Raw genomic sequence first — 18,111 nt, 5'->3', positions numbered from 1 at the left:
CGAAGCTATGACTATGACGTTGGCCGGTGGTTGATGTGTGCGATCATGGCGCGACATGGCGATCAGGTTGCCTAATATTCGAGCTGCATCATGATTGACGGAATCAACGGGAGGTTTTCCTGACGATTACGTGCCGACGATGGCGCATTGCCAAATGATCGAACAATTGAGCGCTGACTATCGATCGGCTTGATAATGTGCGGATTGATGGGTGGGTTGCGTCTCTCTGAATGTCGCTGAGAGAGATTGGATCGTTCATCCGGCTGAATCGACTGAAGTAATCGAACAGGGATTGATGGCAGTCGCCAAACCAGTATAAACCGTATCTAATCCGAACATCCGATAATGTACGTTATGTCAGATTTCAGAGAAATCTGTACATAACGTCTCTCAGTTATGTTGCAAGCGTAGCTTGCTTACATAACTGAGAGCACTTCCCCAGTTACGTTCCATTCTCGATTAATTCGGTTGCCGCCATGAGATTCCCTTCGCACACTTCAAATCTGTACATAACGTCTCTCAGTTATGTTTCGTTTCCGTTGGGCCTGTTGCCGCCATGAGCTTCCTTTGGCACTTCAAACCGGTTTGCCGCCATAACCAGATTCAGGCCATGATATGCCAGCCAACTTTTCGCATTCAGATTCCATTCCGCATGCTTTCGGGGAAATCCGTACAAACCGACAGACATCGATCTCCCAGAATTCTGCGACATTCCTCATGAACGGTCATCCGCCAAAGAAACGGTGGCTTCCGGACAAGCGTTCCAGAAGCCACCGTCAAACACATCGCACGAATCCGTCAATGCTCACTAATCGCCGAGCAGATTCCTGATCTCGCCCATCTGCTGGTCGGTGAGCTGGACGGCGGGCTCGTGGATATCGGTGCAAATCGGCAGGCCCTCGGCCTTGACGGCGCCCTTGATCGCGGAGACGAACAGGTCGGCGTGGTCGTAGACGGCCATCAGATGGTTGATCTGGCGGGCGCAGTCGATCGCGGTGGCGTAGGCCTTGGCCAGATAGGCCTTGTTCATTTGGGCGAACACCTCGGGCCTGGCATTGGTCAACCCGCAGATCACGCCGTTGCCGCCGGCGATGCGGTTCGGCATGTAATACTCGTCGTAGCCGGAGAAGACGCTGAAGTCTGGGTTGACCGCGCGCACCGCGGCGATCATCTTGCGGGTGTGGCTGATGGTGTCCACCGTGTCCTTGATGCCCACGATCCGCGGATGAGCCTTGGCCAGGTCGGCCACCAACTCGGGCGAAAGGTCCATGCCGGTGCGGGCCGGGAAATTGTAGAGTATCACGGGCAGGCCACTCGCCTCGCACACCATGGCGTAATAGCGTTTGGCGGCGGCGTCGGTGGGGCCGAAATAGTACGGGGCGATGGCCACGACGGCATCGGCTCCCGCGGCGGTGGCAAACCTGGTGAAGTCCGTGACCTCGTCGGGATTCGTGCCGCCGACGCCGATGAGCACGTTGGTGCGTCCGGCGACGCGTTTGATCGCGAAGTCGGCCGCCTCCTTCTTCACATCCAACGGAAAGGCGTAGAACTCCCCTATGCTGCCGAAGACCAGGATGCCGTCGATGCCGGCTTCGACCAGATGGTCGAGGTGCCTCCCCCACAGCTCGTAATCGATGCTTCCGTCCGTCTTGGTAATCGTGATCGACGGGCAATAGACGCCGTCAAAGACCTTGCTCATGGATTGTCTCCTTTCCCCGTCGCCATACGAATACGCGCGAACAGGTACCTACCCACCACAATACACAGCTCGATGCGTTTGCATACAGAATGATATATGGCCGAGGACCTGAGAATCCGGGGATCGACGCCCAACTCTGGTGCGGATGGCGTGAAAACAAATCATGGCAACTGGCGGCGTCCGCCTGAGAGGACCTGCTCCTTGATGTCTCGGTCGGCGTGGCGGGCCTGCTGGTACATGCACGCCAGCGTGGCCGCGAAGGCCAGGGCCATCAGCACGGCCGACGGGATGCATAGCGACGCATATACAGCGCGAATATGCGCGCTCATGCCGCCTTCGAGCAGCTCGTAGAGTCCGTAGGGCGCGCAGCTGGTGAACACCGAGACGACCTGCATCGCCACGACCGACCATTCGACCGGGCGCACCGGGCGGTCCGGGTCGTAGCGTTTGCGGAAGGCGCCGTTGATCGTGCAGATCGCGCAGATGCCGAGGCACCACAGCATCGCGAAGAGCCACATCACCAACGGGACGATCGCCGCCATGGCCACTCCCCTTTCCATCTCGTACGTATATGCACCCGAACTTATTCGTCGCCCTTGGCGCGGATCTGATGCTGGCTGCGCAGTTTCTCGCGCATCCGCACCGCGGCCAGCTCGTCGATCGGCCTGGACGGAGTCCCGGAGTTCGCCGTGTCTGAGGGCGTGACCTCGACGGACGGCTCGTCCTTCAGCGCCTCGTCGACCTGGCGCCAGAGCCGGCCCACCGAGACGGCGAAGACGGCGGTGCCCTTCTCGATCAGGTCGAGCACCTCGTCGTTGTCACCGCATTCGCGCACATCCTGCCCGTCGCAGATGATGGTCATGTGCTCCATGTCGGCGACCTTGTGGCGCGAGAGGAAGCCGATGGCCGCGGTCACGTTCTGCAGGTTGACGCCCGTGTCGAGCAGGCGCTTGGAGACTGCCAGGATCAGTACGTCCTTGAAGGAATAGAGACGCCGGGAGCCGGAACCGTGCGAGGGTTTGATCGACGGGACGACGATCTGCTTGCGGGCCCAGTAGTCGAGCTGCCGGTAGGTGATGCCGGCCACCCGCGACGCCACGGTGCCACGGTAGCCGAGCCCCGCGTCCTCTTCGTCGTTTTCGGCGAACAGCTCCCCTTGGACGACCTCGGGCCGCAGGCCATCCAAACGGACAGAGGCCGCAGGCACGGAAGCGGGCAGACCGGCCGCGCCGCGCGTGCCAGCCTTGCCGGTGACGGCCCGGCTCCCCTGCCCTGCCATTCGCCTCGGTCCTTCCTTTGCGCTGTATTCCCTGGTGGTCCCTAAATCGTTTTTGCCTATATGACTCCGCCTCAGGCGTTCAGTGTGGCCGGCGAGAAGAAGACGAGCCGGAACTTGCCGATCATAATCTCGTCGCCGTTGTTGAGCGTGGCGCTTTCCACGCGCTGGCGGTTGACATAGGTGCCGTTGAGGCTGCCGGCGTCCTCCACCTGGAAGAGCGTGCCGATCCTCTTAAACACGGCGTGGTTCCTGGAGACGGTAGAGTCGTCGAGCAGGATGTCGGCGTGCGGGTCGCGCCCCACGTTCACCTCGTCCTCGTCGAGCAGGTACCTCGAGCCCGAAACCGCTCCCCTGGTCGAGATGAGCAGCGCCGAACCGGGCCGCAGCTTGGCGATCGTGTCGAGGTCGTCCTGCGTGAGCGGCCGGTCGCCGTTGGAGGTCATGGGGATGTTGACTGCGGGCAGGCCGATGATGGTGGTCTCCCCCGCGCTTGGAATCGGATTAGTCATAGCTCTATTCTACCGTCTTCGCGTACTTATATTGCTCGACATCCCGGGTCTGACTGATATCCACACTATCCGAGGGTGTCACGGTGACCTGCGCGCCGAATTTCACCTTGAGGCGCGAGCCGACCCCGCCGGCGATGTCGACGGCGTTCTGCAGGTTGCGCGGGTCGCCGATCGCCTTCAAGGTGTAGGGCGCCTGGATCTTGGTGCCGTCGCAGTCCAGGCCGGACTTGGTGTCGAAGACGTAGGAGGAGGTGACGATGCGCACACCGTTGAGCTCCATGACCTCGACGCCGGCGTTGCGCAGCTCCTCGAGCAGCTGGAACATGGTGGAGGCGTCGACGCGCTCCTTGCTGCCCTTCGAGATGGTGACGACCACGCCCTTGCCGGTGGCGGGCAGGCGGCCGGAGAGGATGCCGCTGGTCTCCTCGTTCTCGCGGGCGATGCGCTGGGCCTCCTGCTGCTTGTCGGCCGCGGCCTTCAGCGAATTGAGCTGGCCGGTGAGCTCGGCCTTGCGCTGCTGCAGGTTCTGCACCTGGGTGCTGGTCTCGCTGATCAGGCGGGTGAGCTCCTCCTCGCTCATCGTCTCGTAGCTGGAGGATTTGTTGTTGAGCTGGATGGCGTAGCCGAAGCCGAGCAGCGCGCACAGCACGACGATGAGCACGGTGGTGGTGAGCCTGCCGAGCATGCCGTCCATCGAAAGCCTTGGACGGCGGCGCACTGCCGGGAACGAGCCGGTGTCGGTGCTGTCGTTGCGTTCGTCGCGCGCGTGCTGGACGTGCATCCTGCTGATCACGTCGCGCGGCGTCCTCTTCTTCCTTGCCATATGCGATCAGCCCTTGAAGATGAAGCGGCGGATGGCCGAGACGTTGGAGAAGATGCGGATGCCGAGCACGACGATGACGGCGGTCTGCAGCTGGGAGCCGACGCCGAGCTGGTTGCCGAGGAAGACCAGCAGCGTGGCGGTGAAGACGTTGGAGATGAAGGAGATGACGAACACCTTGTCGGAGAACGAGCGTTCGAAGTACGACCTGGCGGCGCCGAGCAGCGCGTCGAGGGCCGCCACCACCATGATGGGCAGGTATGGCTGCAGCATGATGGGGATGTCGGGTTTGACGAAGATCCCGATGATCACGCCGATGATGAGTCCCAGGACGGCTGCCATCACTTGCTCCTTTTCGCTTGCTTGAGGTCCGCGCTCTGCGCTGCCGGCATGCGCAGCGACGCCGAGGTCTTGACGTGCGGATGGATGCCCATCTGCTCGAACTGGCCGTAGAGCGCCGGTTGCGCCCGCTTGCCCACGCCGTTGGCGAGGGTCCTGCGGTTGCCTATCGCCTCTATCTTATACGGACTGGATATCTGGTCGACGCCGATGAGGATGCTCTGCCCGGCGGTGCGCACCGAGGTGGAGGCGCCGATGCGGTGGCCGTTGACCGCGATTGCCTCGGCTCCCAGGCTCCAGAGCAGCGAGACCATGGTCTGGATGTCGGCGTCGGTGACCACGCGGATCGGCTCGCCGGTGGTCTCGCGCGGAGTGGCGCCCTGCTGCCTCTGGCCGTCGGCGGCGGTGGGGTCGGCCATGGTGATGACCACGCCGGGACCCTTGACGCCCACCGTGCCGTTGGCCATCTCGTCGGCGGCCAGGGTGGGGTCGAGCGCGGAGGCGGGCATGGACTTGGACCGCTTGCTGACCTGGCTGTGCAGGTCGGTGACCTCGCCGCTGAGCTTGTCGAACTCGGCGTTCTGGCGCTGCTGCTCGGCGATGAGGCTTTTGCGCACCTGCTTGCGCGGGTCGGTGTTGAGCTGGCGGACGAAGACGCTGCCGGCCAGGCCCACGGCCACGCAGATGACGAAGACGATCACGCGCGTCGCCCAGACGGTGAACGGCGAGCGTGGCTTGCCCTGCGTCAGTCGGGCGTCGGAGAAGAGCGGGTCGAGCGGGCGGTTGGTGAGGTCGTCGATGAGCCTCAGGCTGTCGTCGTCGACCTTGCGCCGGTGCCGGTTCTCCAGCGAGTCGGCCTCCTCGGGCGTCAGGGCGTGCCAGGTACCCAGATTTCGTGCCTGCTGGGAGAAGGCGGCCCTGCGGCGCACCGGCGTGGCGTCGGGACGCACGGGAAAGGCGGCGGGCCGCTCCTCGCTCTGGGTTGCCATAGGCCGCTACCTGCGCCCGCGGTCGCGGTGGATGAGCGTGACGCCCTGACGGATGTAGATGTAGCCGGCGAGCCAGTAGAGGATGATGCCCCAGATGCCGGCGGCGAGTGCCGCCAGGTGCAGAAGCGTGGTGAAGAGGTTGTGCCACAGGTCGGCGAAGATCAGGGCGGTGATGGCGATCATGAGCAGCGCGGTGCCGGCCTTGCCCACGAAGTGGACGGGCAGCGGGCCGTAGTCGTGCTGGGCGAGCACGACGATGAGCACCAGCAGGATCAGGTCCCTGATGCCCACGATGATGAGCATCCACCAGGGGATGATCCCGGCCAGGCCGAGGGCGAGGATGCTGCAGAAGATGAGCAGGCGGTCGGCCACCGGGTCGAGGATCTGGCCGATGCGGCTGACCTGGTTGAACTTGCGGGCGATGATGCCGTCGAGCCCGTCGCTGGCCGCCGAAAGGGCGAGCACAACGAGGGCGGGGACCATCCTTCGGCTGGCGATCAGCATGGCGATGAAGGGTATGGAGACGATGCGCAGCAGGCTGATGAGGTTGGGGACGGTGAAGAACAGGTCCCTGGCATCCGGGCTGTAGCGGCTTGGTATCCTTGGCATTCTCATGGTCATCTGCGGTTAGATCCTCGAGGCCTGCAGGGCGGTGACGATGATGGCTCGGGCGCCGACGTCGTAGAGCGCGTCCATGATCCGGTTGACCTCGTTGCGCGGCACCATCACGCGCACGGCGCACCACTGCTGGTCGCGCAGCGGCGAGATGGTCGGGCTTTCCAGCCCGGAGGCGATGGCGACGGCGGCGGCGACCTTGGAGACGGGCACGTCGTAGTCCATCATCACGTAGCGGCGGGCGGTGAGCACGCCCTCGACGCGACGCCGGAAGGTGACCAGACGTTTGTCGTCGGCGTCGATGCTTGAGGAGCGGATGAGGACGGCCTCGCTCCTGAGCAGCGGCTCGCCGAAGGTGCGCAGGCCGGCGTTGCGCAGGGTGGCGCCCGTGGAGACCACGTCGGCGATGAGGTCGGCCACGCCCAGCTGCACCGAGGATTCCACGGCGCCGTCCAAGTGGGTGATGCGCGCGGTGATGCCGTGGCGGGCCAGGTAGTCGGCCACGAGCTTGTCGAAGGAGCTGGCGATGCGCTTGCCTTCGATGTCTTCGAGCGTGCGGATCGGCGAATCCTGCGGCGCGGCGAAGCGGAAGGTGGAGGCGCCGAAGCCCAACGGGATGTCCTCGCTGGCCTCGGTGTCGGTGTTGAGCAGCATGTCACGGCCGGTGATGCCGATGTCGATGGCGCCCTGGCCCACGTAGATCGCGATGTCGAGCGGGCGCAGGTAGAAGAGCTCCACGTCGTTGTCGTGGTCCTCGACCACCAGCTGGCGCGGCTGGCTGCGCAGCTGGTAGCCGGCCTCGTCGAGCAGGCTCCACGCGGGCTGGGAGAGCATGCCCTTGTTGGGCACCGCGATTCGTAACATGGGTCATCGCCTCCTTGGGTTTCTGATGTCGGGTTTCCTACAGGTTCCGGTAGATGTCGTCGAGGCTGATGCCGCGGTCGATCATCATCACCTGCAGGTGGTAGATGAGCTGGCTCATCTCCTCGGCCGTGCGTTCGGCGCCTTCGTATTCGGCCGCGATCCAAGTCTCCCCCGCCTCCTCGGCAATCTTCTTGCCGATGAAGTGGGTGCCGCGGTCGAGCTCGTCGACGGTCTTCGAGCCCTCGGCGTGCGCTGCCGCCTTGCCTGAAAGCTCCTCGAACAGCGATTCGAATGTCTTCATCCTCTTCCCTTTCGGTTTCCCGTTCCTGCCGTGCCGGCAGGCCTCAGTCGCGGTAGGCGGCCTGCGCCTGCGTGCGGATATCGTCGATCGCCTGGTCGCGGTCGCTAGCGCCGTAGACCGCGGAACCGGCCACGAGCACGTCGGCTCCGGCCTCGGCCACGATGTGCGCGGTCTTGGAGCTCACGCCGCCGTCGACCTCGATGTGGGTCTTCAGGCCGCGGCGCGTGATCTCGTCGCGCAGGCGGCGCACCTTGGGCATCTGGTTGTCGAGGAACTTCTGGCCGCCGAAGCCGGGCTCCACGGTCATCACCAGGATCATGTCGAACTCGTCGAGGATGTCGAAGATCGGCTCGACCGGCTCGGCGGGACGCACCGCCAGGCAGGCCTTGCAGCCCATCTCGTGCAGCTGGCGCGCCAGGCGCACCGGGGCGTGTACGGCTCCCATGTGGAAGCTCACCGAGGCCGCACCGAGCTTCGCGTATTCGGGTGCCCAGCGGTCCGGGTCCTCGATCATCAGGTGGACGTCGACGGGCAGTTCGCTGACCTCGCAGATGCGCTTGACGATGGGCTCGCCGAGGGTGAGGTTGGGCACGAAATGGTGGTCCATCACGTCCACGTGGACCATGTCGGCGTGGTCGATGGCCTGGATATCACGCTGCAGATTGCAGAAATCCGCCGAAAGAATGCTTGGTGCGATTTGAATGGTCATAGCTTTCCATACTATGCGATATGAGCGACTTGCGGCCTGCCAGCAGGGCTCCGGTCGGTTGCGAAAACGTGATTCCCGCAGATAGGCAACAATGAATTATACTTTGTCTATTTTTGTGGTCGTTCCGTTGCTGCGTCACCGGCGTCTGCGGTTGTGCCGTCATGCCCTCGGCCGTTACCGGTATCCGCGGTTGCGGCGTCGAGGCGTCGGACCATCTCATCGGTGTCGGCGCTGTTTCGCCATGATGACGTAACTGGCAACGGCGCCGTGTCCGACTTCGCGCCGCCTACTGCTTCTTGCCGCTCCTGCGCTCGGCCCTGGCGCGCTCATGCTCGGCCTCGCGCTCCTCTTCGGCGCGCTCCTCCACCTCGGTGAGGGTGCGCAGCCGCTCGGCGAGCTCCGGGGTGCGCGAGCCGAGGCGCTGGATGAGGATGAATGCGATGACGCCGAGCACGAAGACGACCATCGAGACCCACACGTTGACGCGCACGCCCAGGAACTCGTGGGCGAAGTCGATGCGCAGCGCCTCGATCCAGGTGCGCCCGGCCGTGTACCAAATCACATAGAGGGCGAAGAGGCTGCCGGCCCTGAGACGGCGGCCTATCCTGGCGCCGACCCAGACGATGAGCGCGGCGCCGACGAGGTTCCAGATCATCTCGTAGAGGAAGGTGGGCTGGAACAGCGTGCCGGTGGGGCAGGTGGCACCGTTGTAGCACTGCTCCCCCTGGCCGATGGCCGTGCCCGCGGTGTTGAGCTTCAAGCCCCAGGGCAGTGTGGTCGGCGCGCCGTAGAGCTCCTGGTTGAACCAGTTGCCCAGGCGTCCGACCGCCTGCGCCACCAGAAGCGCGGGAGCCACGGCGTCGGCCAGCAGGGCGGTGGGATAGTGCTTGTGGCGGCACCACGCCCACACGGCCAGCGCCCCGAGCAGCACGCTGCCCCAGATACCGAGCCCGCCGTGCCAGATGCGCAGGATCTCCATCGGGTCGCCGTTCGGGCCGAAGAAACGCTCGGGGGTGGTCACCACGTGGTAGAGGCGCGCGCCGACGATGCCGGCGGGCACCGCGCACAGGGTGATGTCGAGGATCTGGTCGAAGTCGCCGCCGTAGCGCTTCCAGCGCCGGTAGGTGATCCAGACGGCCAGGACGATGCCCGCGAGGATGCACAGCGCGTAGAAGCGGATGGTCACCGGCCCTATCGAGAACCGGGAGATCGTCGGCGAGGGAATATAGCTCAGCATCATGGCACCTCATTGCTCGAAATCACAACTGCAAGCCATCATACGCCACCGCGTCTCGCCGGCCGTTTTCGGGCACCGGCCTCTTCCGGTCATCTGTGTCCGATGGACGCGGGCAGGGGGCCGCCGGCCTCGAAGCATGAGCGCGCACCGGTGTGGCAGGCGGCGCCGACCTGGTCGACCTCGACGAGCAGCGCGTCGCCGTCGCAGTCCAGCGAGACGGCCTTCACGTACTGCACGTGCCCGGAGGTGTCGCCCTTGCGCCAGTATTCCTGCCGGGAGCGCGACCAGAAGGTGACGCGGCCGGTCGTCAGCGTCCGACGCAGCGCCTCGTCGTCCATATAGCCGACCATCAGCACCTGGCCGGAATCGTATTGCTGGATGACGGCGGCCACGAGCCCCTTGTCATCGTGCTTGAGCCGCGCGGCGATGGCGGGATCGAGGGTGCCTGCCGCGGTGTCGTTCGCGTTTACGTTCGCGTTTGCCTTCGCGTCTGCGTTTACGTCTTCGTTCGTGCGTTGTGCCATGTGCCAGTCTTCCTTGTCGTGGTATTAGCTCGAAGCATAGCGGGGCGGCTTTGTGGTGACTATGCCCATTCCATATGACGGACCGTGGGGCGCCGGGCCGCTGCCGATGCAACGGACTCCGGTTCAGCGCACGGGAATGCCATGCTCGCGCAGCGTGCGCTTGACCTGGCCGATGGTGAGGGTGCCGTAATGGAAGACGGAGGCGGCGAGCACCGCGTCGGCCCCGGCCTCGACTGCCGGCGGGAAGTCCTCGAGCCTGCCGGCGCCACCGCTGGCGATGAGCGGCAGGCCGACCACGCCACGCACGGCGCGGATCATCTCGAGATCGAAGCCGTCGCCGGTGCCATCGGCGTCCATGGAGTTGAGCAGGATCTCGCCGGCACCCAGGCGTTCGGCCCGCCGCACCCATTCGAGCGCATCGATGCCGGTGCTGCGCCGGCCGCCCATCGTGGTGAGCTCGTAGCCGGATTGGGTGCGCCGCTCCCCCCGCTCGCGTCTGGCGTCGACGGAGAGGACCAGCACCTGGTTGCCGAAACGTTGCGCGACCCGGCCGATCAGCCCGGGGTCGTTGATGGCGGCGGTGTTGACGCTCACCTTGTCGGCGCCGCATCGCAGCAGCGCGTCCACGTCGTCGGCGGTGCGCACGCCCCCGCCCACGGTGAGCGGGATGAAGAGCTGGCCGGCGGTGCGGGCGACGACGTCGCGCATGGTCTGCCGGTGGCCGCTCGAGGCGGTGACGTCGAGGAAGGTGAGCTCGTCGGCGCCCTCGGCGTAATAGCGCGACGCCAGTTCCACCGGGTCGCCGGCGTCCCTGAGATGCTCGAAATGCACGCCCTTGACCACGCGCCCGTCGTCCACGTCCAGGCATGGAATGACCCGAACCGCCAATGCCATGGCTCACCTCCGCCGCTTTGTCCCAATCGTTATCGTCTCAGACTAGCGGAACCGGCGGGCGCGACGACGTTTGGTCTCAGCAGGCAGACAGCGGCGCAAAGTCGTGGAGGCGACGACAGCGAATCGGCGACCTTATGACCCATTTGTCGCATCCGCTGGAATATGAGCTACAAACGGGTCATAAAGCCGGTCCTCATGACGCATTTGTCGCTTCCACCGAACTTTAAGCGCCAAAAGCCTGGGCAGCGGATCATCCGCCAGCCTTTTGTAGCTTTGGGATTTACTCATACGACAAACCGGGCTCGGACAACGGCCGCCTATCGCCTGGCGCGCATGGCCCTGGCGGTGCGGCGGGCCGCCAGCACCGCCAGCGCCAGCGCGCCGGCCAGCAGCAGCCAGCAGACCCACGGGTCCCGGCCGGTCAGCGGCACCGACGACGACACCGCACGCCACATCGCATGCAACGTCACATCGCCCGAGACCGTCGCCGTATCGAAGTCCACGGCCGGCCCATTGCCGCTGGTGTCCGTGGTCCAGCCCATGAACCGGTAGCCGGCACGCGAGGGTCTGCCCGGATCGGGCACCGGCTGGCCCAGCGCGACCCGGTTCGAGGTCGGCGCCGACCCGTCGCCCCGGTCCACCGTCACCGCGTATTTGGTGACCGTGTACGGCTGGGTGATGGTGCCGGAATAGACCGCCGACGCCGACCCGATGGAAACGGTCGCATCGAAGCCGAGCGACGCAGTGCCGTCCTCCGCCCGTTTGGCCCACACCGCGTTGCCACTCACCGGATCGTAGACGCCATCCATCGGCGCCATCGAGCCGCCAGTCGGCGCCACATGCGTGCCGTCCACGCCGATTGCCGACTCCACCCGCACATCCGGATCCGCCACGACCGACGGACGGGTGATGGCCTCGTCATTGATCCTCAGATAGTTCAGATTGGAAAGGCTGCGCAGGCCCGATGCATCCGCTACGGCGTTGTATGAGAGATCGACCTGAGTCAGGCTTGTCAGGCCGGCCAACGGCGACACATCGGAGACCTTATTGTGCGCCATGTAAAGCGTGGACAGCCGACCCATGCCTTCCAACGGAGTGATGTCGGCGATGTCGTTCTCGTACAGCTCCGCGTTGCGCAGATCGGTCATCCCGGCCAGGGCGGTCAAATCCGAAATACTGTTGCCTTTCAACTCCAGCCCGTGCATGTGGGTCATCCCGGCCAAGGGAGTGATGTCGGTGACGTTATCGTCACGGGCGCTGAACGTCGTCAATGTGGTGAAATGGGCGACCGGGTTCAGATCGGGCAGATTGCCATTATCCGAAACCTGCAACACCCTTAGATTGGGCATGCTCGCGTCACGCAGTTGCTCGAGATCGGATAGGTTGTTGAACTCGAGATAGCATTCCCGTAGCAGATGCAGGTTCTTCAACGGCGCGATATCGGAAATCCGGTTGTATTGCAGTCCCAAATACCAGATGCTCGGCATGTGTTCCAGCACCGAGATGTCGGAGATTGAATTCTGGCCCACATCAAAGTACTGCATCGCCGTGAGCTTGCCAAGCATACTGATGTCAGTTACCCGGTTGTCGTAGAGCACCAACTTTTCCAACGACACCAGGTTCGACAACGGCGTCAAATCGCTGATGGTATTGGGCGTCGCCGAAACGGGAATGCCATTGAACAGGTAGCATTTCGCTATCTTCGTCAACAGTTGCATGCCCTGCAGGTCGGTGATGCCACTGTTCTGACCATCCAGTTCGCCGATCGACTCGGCGTCGGCCTGGGTGAGGACGTCGGTGACGGCACGGGACGAACCCAGGGTCGAGGCGACCTTCGCGGCCAGGTGCGTGTCGGGGAAGCAGGTCCGGATGGTATCGATGCCCATCGTGCACGTCCCGGCCGCGCCACCGGAGCCCCATCGCACGCCCCACAGCGGGTAGACGGTCAGGTCCTTGGTGACCGCGGCATCGAAATCATAGACCTTCATTCTGCCGCGGCCGCCACTCGCGCCATCGGCCGGAACTCCCCAGCCCATGAAGCTCAGCCCCGCGTTGGAGGGCGTCGGCGTGACGGTGGGCCTCGTCGCCTTGGCTCCCTCGTCGACATCCTGCGTCGGCGAAAGCGTCGTGCCGTCCTGGCCGGTGAAGCTCACGTCGAAGCCATACGAGTAGGGCTGGGTGACCGTCCCGTTGAACTCCGTGGTCGCCCCCGACGAGCCGAACGGCACCGGCTCGCTGAACCTCACCGTCGCACTCGTGCCACCGGCCGGCACCGACTGCCACGTCGCCTTGCCGTTGGCCGAGCTGAACTCGGCCGAGGGATTCGCGTCGGAAAGCGCCAAAGACGAGTTATCGCCACCCTTGAGCATCCCCGCCACATCAAGCGTCAGCGGCCTACCCGTCCTCGCCCGCTGCTTCGGCGCGGTCAGACGCTGGTAAGCCAGCGGAACGGGCCAGGCTGGCGTGGGCTGCTCCAACAGGTTCGGCAGTCTCGCAAGCACCGACATATCCGCGATCTCATTGTCACCGGGATACACGTTTACCAGCCACATCATGGGAGCCAGGAAACCCAGGTCCGAGATGTTGTTATGAGTCAGATCAAGCTGTCTCAAATGCGTGCACGACTGCAACGCCGCCAAATTGGAGCTGTCATCAAGCTTGTCAATATAAAGAGCCAGGCTCTGCACGGAGGTGACGTATTTCAGCTGCGTCAGGTCCGTCAATTGGTTCGAACCAAGATTGAGTTCGACAAGCTGTGGCCAGGGCCGTCCTGAGAGATTGGGAAGGACGGATATCGTATTGACATTGACAAACAAATGCTGCAGCTTGGTCAGGTTCCTAAGACTGCTGATATCGGAAATCTGATTGATGCTCAAATCCAGATAGGTAAGCGTCTGCTCGGGATAGTTGCCGTTCCCGTCCGGCAGACCCCTCAGCGCCTGCAAGTCGCCGCTGTCATCTAGTTTATTGTCGCACAAACTGAGATACGTCAGACCATTCACGTATTCGAGCTGATGAACGTTCCTGAGCTGGTTGTGGGCAAGATCAAGTGATTTGAGACTTTTCCAGTTCTGGGACCAAACTGCCATCTTCAGCCAAGGCAGCTTGGAGATGTTGTTGTATTTAGCAGCAAGCGACGTCATGTTACGCAAGCACTCGGTGCCGTCCAGACTCGTGACGCCCTTGTTATTGAGATCAAGGCTGGTGATGGAATCACCCATCTGCAGGGTGAAGGAGGCGGTGACGCTCACACCCAGCTTGTCAGCTACCGCCTGAGCAACCACAGGATCGGGAAAGAACTGGTTGATCGGATTGTTCCAAGTGGTGCCATCCGAATGGTCGCAATAGTCAGGATCGCAATCGTCATAATCACGCGCGGCCACACCACCCGCACCGCCGGAACCACGGCCGCCCAACGGAGAACCCGCATCGGCCAACCCATGGTCCCTCGGCTCCCCGCCATGGGAAATCAAGCCGTGCGAAGGCTCAGCGACGGATACCCCCCCCCGATCGAGAGTGGCGGCGGACGCCAGCGACGGAGCAAGGCCGAGCAACATCGACAACGCGGCCAACACCGTCGCCACGCCCGACACCAACCTTCTCATTGCGCAATCCTCTTGCTCACCCGCCGAAGCGGCTTATCGCTCAAACCAGGCGCTTAACGGACCAACAGGATTACATTCTAGCGCAATGTGATACCAAACGCGTAACACACGGGAAACAGCCGGAAACCCAACATGTGGCCAGCGGTCGATCGCATCGCCGACACCCATCCGACAACGGCCATCCGGCACACATAACACGAGGCGAATTCCCATGACGCAAATGTAGCCTCAACCGATATTCCAGCTACAAAAGCAAGACAAGGCACTCCCCAACCTTGCAAATGTAGCCTCCGCCAACATCCCGGCTACAAAAGCAAGACGAAGAACCACCTAACCTTGTAAACGTAGCCTCCACAAACTTCTCAGCTACAAACGCAACGTTTGGACGTGCCCGGTCAGACAAATGTAGCTTCCGCGACAGCCAGCCGGCCAGACCACTCCCCTCGGCGGCTAGGCGTTGATGTTCTTGGCGGCGAGCTGGCCGCAGGCACCGTCGATGTCGGAGCCGCGGGTGTCGCGCAGGGTGGCGGCGATGCCGGCGCTGTGCAGAATCTCGAGGAAGCGCCGCTCGTCCTCGGGCTTGGAGGCGGTCCACTTCGAGCCTTCGATGGGGTTCAGGGGAATGGGGTTGACGTGCACCCACTCGTCGCCGTAGTGGTTGAGGCGGTGGGCCAGCTGGCGGGCGTGCTCTGCCTGGTCGTTGATGCCCTTCATCAGCGCGTACTCGATGCTCACACGGCGGTGGCTGGCGAGGTAGTAGTCGTGGGCGGCGTCGAGCACCTGCTCGGAGTTGAACCGGCGGTTCATCGGCACCAGCTCGTTTCTCAGCTCGTCGTTGGGCGCGTGCAGCGAGACGGCCAGGCGCACCGGGATGCCCTCGGCGGTCAGCTTCTTGATGCCCGGCACCACGCCGACGGTGGAGACGGTGATGTTGCGCGCGGAGATGCCGAAGCCCTCCGGCGGCATGGCGCTGATCTGGCGCACGGCGGAGAGCACGGACCTGTAGTTGCCCATCGGCTCTCCCTCCCCCATGAACACCACGTTGCTCAGACGGCCCGGTCCGCCGGCCATCTTGCCGTCCTCCATGGCCTTGGCGGCGATGCGCACCTGCTCCAGGATCTCGGCGGCGGAGAGGTTTCTCGTCAGCCCCAGGCCGCCGGTGGCGCAGAACGGACAGCCCATGCCGCAACCGACCTGGCTGGAGATGCACAGGGTGGCGCGCGTCGGGTAGCGCATGAGCACGGACTCGATGTGCGAGCCGTCGAAGAGGCGCCAGAGGGTCTTGACGGTCATGCCGTCGTCGGCCACCTGGTGGGTGACCTCGGTGATGAGGGTCGGGAAGAAGGCCTCCTTGGCCTTGCGGCGCTGGGACTCGGGGAAATCGGTGAACGCGTCGACGTCGGTGTCGAAATGCGCGTAGTAGTGGTTGGCGAGCTGGCGCACGCGGAACTTGGGCATGCCAAGCTCTTTGGCGACCTCGATGCGCTGCTCCTCATCCATGTCGGCGAAGTGGAGCGGCGGCTTGCCGCGGCGGGCGTGCTTCTTCGAGAGCACCTCGCGGAAGGCGCCGGCCTTGCCGCCGGTGACGGTGCCGGATTCGGGGGCGTCGGCGCCGGTGACGGCTTGCGCTTCCATTTGCGTTCGCGCTGAAGCGGGGGCGGAGCCGGTCACGGTATCGGCAGCGGTCTGCGTGTGTTCGTCGGTCATTGGAAATCCATCGCCTTTTCTTCGGTCATTCATTATTGATCGTTGGTTATTCGCCATTGCTCGTTCATGGTTGGTCGTCGGTCATTCGCCATTGACCATCCGTTGTCTGTTCGTCGCGGATCGCCAATCATCGACCACCGGTCGCCCGTTTCCATGGTTCGTTGCCGGTCGTTGATCATCCGTCTCCGAGCGTTGGCTCGGTGGGTTCGTAGATCCTACGCCCGTCTCCCGCAGGTCAATGGCACTACAATGCCATCACATTGTCGCCAATGACTCGGTACACGGTCATAAGCCCACGGTTCCCGATACCCGCATAATCCATGCCCGGATCTCTCGACCGAGCCCGCAACCAGACTCGCGCCTACAGCCCGGTCGCCCAGAGCACGAGCGTGAAGAACGGCGCGCACAGCAGGATCGAGTCGACGCGGTCCATCACCCCGCCGTGGCCCTTGAGCAGGTGGCCCATGTCCTTGATGCCCATGTCGCGCTTGAGCATGGAGGCGCACAGGTCGCCGAAGGTGCCGAGGATGCCGACCATGACGCCCATGAGCACCGGCACCCACCAGCGGCTGGCCCACAGGCCCGGGTAGGTGATCGCGAAGATGACGAAGGCGCCGGCCATGGCCAGCAGGATGGAGCCCACGAGCCCCTCCACCGACTTCTTCGGCGAGATGCGCGGCGAGAGCTTGTGGCGCCCCAGCCACGCGCCGGCGAAGAGGCCGCCGGTGTCGGAAAGGGCGGGCAGGAAGATGACCATGATGGCGTGCGCCACCGGATGGCCGTTGAAGGTCTCGGGCAGGATGATGCAGCTGGCGAGCACCAGGATGTAGAGCACGATGAACAGCGAGACGGCCACGTTGTCGAGGCTCTTCTCGCCTTGCGCGGCGCCGACCTTCGTGACGGCGTCGCCCTTGGCGCGGGCCGTCTGCGAGGCGGGCGAGGCCGTGGTCTTCTTGCCCTGCACGGCGGCGGAGAGCCGGTCGCCGACCTTGTGGCGCAGACTGCCCATGATGGCCACCGCCACCAGCGAGACCACGACGCCCAGCGCGCCGGCCAGGACGTGGCGTGGCGCGTAATAGACGGCCAGCAGCGTGCCGGCGCAGCACAGCGAAAGCGTGACGGCGGGGATGTGCAGGCCCACGGTCGCGAAGTCGACGCGCAGCTCGACCAGCGCGAGGATGAGGAAGACGACGATGAGCAGGACGTAGAGGTCGATGCGCACCAGCAGGCACGCCACGATGATGGCGATCAGCAGGACCGCGGTCGCCACCGCCTGCGGCATGTTGCGCCCGGTCTTCTTGTTGATGTCGCTGATCGTGGCCCCGGCCTCGCCGGATGCTCCCTTGTGATTCTCTTCTGCCATCGTCCCGTCTTTCGAGCCTGTTCCTCCGCCTTGCCTCAGGGAGGGTCAGACCTCCATGATCTCCTTCTGCTTGGCCTCGAGCAGGGAGTCGATGGACTCGGTGGTCTGCTTGGTGACCTTGTCGAGCTCCTTGAGCTGACGGTCGCCCTGGTCCTCGCCCATGTCGCCGTCCTTGACAGCCTTGTCGATGCTTTCCTTGGCCTTGCGGCGGATGTTGCGCACCGCGACCTTGCCGTCCTCGGCCTTGGTCTTGGCGAGCTTGACGTACTCCTTGCGGCGCTCCTCGGTGAGCTCCGGCATGGTCATGTGGATGACGTTGCCATCGCGGCGGGTGCTGCCGCCCAGGTCGGAATCGCGGATGGCCTTCTCGACGGCGTTGGCCTGCGAGCCGTCGAAGGGGGTGACGGCCAGGGTGCGCGCGTCGGGCACGCCGATGGAGGCGACGGACTTGATCGGCGTGGGTGCGCCGTAATAGTCGACCATCAGGCCGTTCAAGAGCGCTGGGTTGGCGCGGCCGGTGCGGATGCCGGAGAAGTTCTCCTTGGTGGCCTCGACGGACTTGTTCATCTGGGTCTTGGCTTGTTCTACGGCGTTTGCCATGATTTGCTCCTTTGTGGAAACGGTTGGTTCTGGTTCGGTTGCGGATGTGGGCCGGGG

The 18,111-nt window shown here is 63.9% G+C and carries 18 protein-coding genes; all 18 read right to left on the bottom strand.

The window, feature by feature from the left end; all coding sequences use genetic code 11:
* Positions 1-808: 808 nt before the first annotated feature.
* The 18 genes from PT282_RS03830 to frr all read right to left on the bottom strand — a co-directional run bounded on the left by PT282_RS03830 (position 809) and on the right by frr (position 18,054).
* The gene (locus PT282_RS03830) at positions 809-1,699 is read right to left on the bottom strand and encodes a dihydrodipicolinate synthase family protein (protein WP_277168243.1); all 891 of its coding nucleotides are present in this window, start codon (positions 1,697-1,699) and stop codon (positions 809-811) included.
* Between the two features lie 161 nt (positions 1,700-1,860).
* Positions 1,861-2,241 carry a hypothetical protein gene (locus tag PT282_RS03825; protein WP_277168242.1) on the bottom strand — a complete coding sequence of 127 codons (381 nt, stop codon included), beginning with the start codon at positions 2,239-2,241 and terminating at the stop codon, positions 1,861-1,863.
* Between the two features lie 41 nt (positions 2,242-2,282).
* A complete protein-coding gene (locus PT282_RS03820; RefSeq protein WP_277168241.1) occupies positions 2,283-2,978 on the bottom strand; it encodes a MerR family transcriptional regulator in 696 nt (231 codons plus the stop codon).
* 71 nt (positions 2,979-3,049) lie between these two features.
* A complete protein-coding gene (locus PT282_RS03815) occupies positions 3,050-3,487 on the bottom strand; it encodes an FHA domain-containing protein (protein WP_277168240.1) in 438 nt (145 codons plus the stop codon).
* A 4-nt stretch (positions 3,488-3,491) separates the two neighbouring features.
* Complete coding sequence (locus tag PT282_RS03810) at positions 3,492-4,310, bottom strand: DUF881 domain-containing protein (RefSeq protein ID WP_277168239.1); 819 nt, start codon at positions 4,308-4,310, stop codon at positions 3,492-3,494.
* Positions 4,311-4,316: 6 nt separating this feature from the next.
* Positions 4,317-4,649: a small basic family protein gene (locus PT282_RS03805; RefSeq protein ID WP_277168238.1), complete on the bottom strand. Its 333-nt coding sequence runs from the start codon at positions 4,647-4,649 to the stop codon at positions 4,317-4,319.
* Positions 4,649-5,635, bottom strand: a complete 987-nt coding sequence (locus tag PT282_RS03800; protein WP_277168237.1) for a DUF881 domain-containing protein — start codon at positions 5,633-5,635, stop codon at positions 4,649-4,651. Before PT282_RS03800 ends, PT282_RS03805 begins: the two co-directional genes overlap by 1 nt.
* Before the next feature lie 6 nt (positions 5,636-5,641).
* Positions 5,642-6,250, bottom strand: a complete 609-nt coding sequence (locus tag PT282_RS03795; protein WP_277168930.1) for a CDP-alcohol phosphatidyltransferase family protein — start codon at positions 6,248-6,250, stop codon at positions 5,642-5,644.
* Positions 6,251-6,262: 12 nt separating this feature from the next.
* Complete coding sequence (gene hisG, locus PT282_RS03790) at positions 6,263-7,114, bottom strand: ATP phosphoribosyltransferase (protein ID WP_277168236.1); 852 nt, start codon at positions 7,112-7,114, stop codon at positions 6,263-6,265.
* 37 nt (positions 7,115-7,151) lie between these two features.
* A complete protein-coding gene (locus tag PT282_RS03785) occupies positions 7,152-7,415 on the bottom strand; it encodes a phosphoribosyl-ATP diphosphatase (RefSeq protein WP_277168235.1) in 264 nt (87 codons plus the stop codon).
* 43 nt (positions 7,416-7,458) lie between these two features.
* On the bottom strand, positions 7,459-8,124 hold the full coding sequence (rpe, locus tag PT282_RS03780) for a ribulose-phosphate 3-epimerase (RefSeq protein WP_277168234.1): 666 nt from the start codon (positions 8,122-8,124) through the stop codon (positions 7,459-7,461).
* Between the two features lie 286 nt (positions 8,125-8,410).
* Positions 8,411-9,364 (bottom strand): prolipoprotein diacylglyceryl transferase, encoded by a 954-nt coding sequence (lgt, locus tag PT282_RS03775; RefSeq protein ID WP_277168233.1) that lies wholly within the window; start codon positions 9,362-9,364, stop codon positions 8,411-8,413.
* 86 nt (positions 9,365-9,450) lie between these two features.
* Positions 9,451-9,885 (bottom strand): phosphoribosyl-AMP cyclohydrolase, encoded by a 435-nt coding sequence (gene hisI / locus PT282_RS03770; RefSeq protein WP_277168232.1) that lies wholly within the window; start codon positions 9,883-9,885, stop codon positions 9,451-9,453.
* A 123-nt stretch (positions 9,886-10,008) separates the two neighbouring features.
* Positions 10,009-10,779 (bottom strand): imidazole glycerol phosphate synthase subunit HisF, encoded by a 771-nt coding sequence (hisF, locus tag PT282_RS03765; RefSeq protein ID WP_277168231.1) that lies wholly within the window; start codon positions 10,777-10,779, stop codon positions 10,009-10,011.
* Between the two features lie 317 nt (positions 10,780-11,096).
* On the bottom strand, positions 11,097-14,384 hold the full coding sequence (locus tag PT282_RS03760) for a leucine-rich repeat domain-containing protein (RefSeq protein WP_277168230.1): 3,288 nt from the start codon (positions 14,382-14,384) through the stop codon (positions 11,097-11,099).
* Between the two features lie 450 nt (positions 14,385-14,834).
* The gene (gene rlmN / locus PT282_RS03755) at positions 14,835-16,019 is read right to left on the bottom strand and encodes a 23S rRNA (adenine(2503)-C(2))-methyltransferase RlmN (RefSeq protein ID WP_277168929.1); all 1,185 of its coding nucleotides are present in this window, start codon (positions 16,017-16,019) and stop codon (positions 14,835-14,837) included.
* A gap of 433 nt (positions 16,020-16,452) precedes the next feature.
* Positions 16,453-17,454 carry a phosphatidate cytidylyltransferase gene (locus tag PT282_RS03750; RefSeq protein ID WP_277168229.1) on the bottom strand — a complete coding sequence of 334 codons (1,002 nt, stop codon included), beginning with the start codon at positions 17,452-17,454 and terminating at the stop codon, positions 16,453-16,455.
* A 45-nt stretch (positions 17,455-17,499) separates the two neighbouring features.
* Entirely contained in the window at positions 17,500-18,054 is a 555-nt protein-coding gene (gene frr, locus PT282_RS03745) for a ribosome recycling factor (protein ID WP_277168228.1), read from the bottom strand.
* Between the last annotated feature and the right edge of the window lie 57 nt (positions 18,055-18,111).

The organism is Bifidobacterium sp. ESL0763, from assembly GCF_029433395.1.
In the GTDB taxonomy this organism is placed as follows: domain Bacteria; phylum Actinomycetota; class Actinomycetes; order Actinomycetales; family Bifidobacteriaceae; genus Bifidobacterium.
Note: the sequence above shows the minus strand (reverse complement) of the source record. Positions and strands in the feature narration are given on the sequence as shown.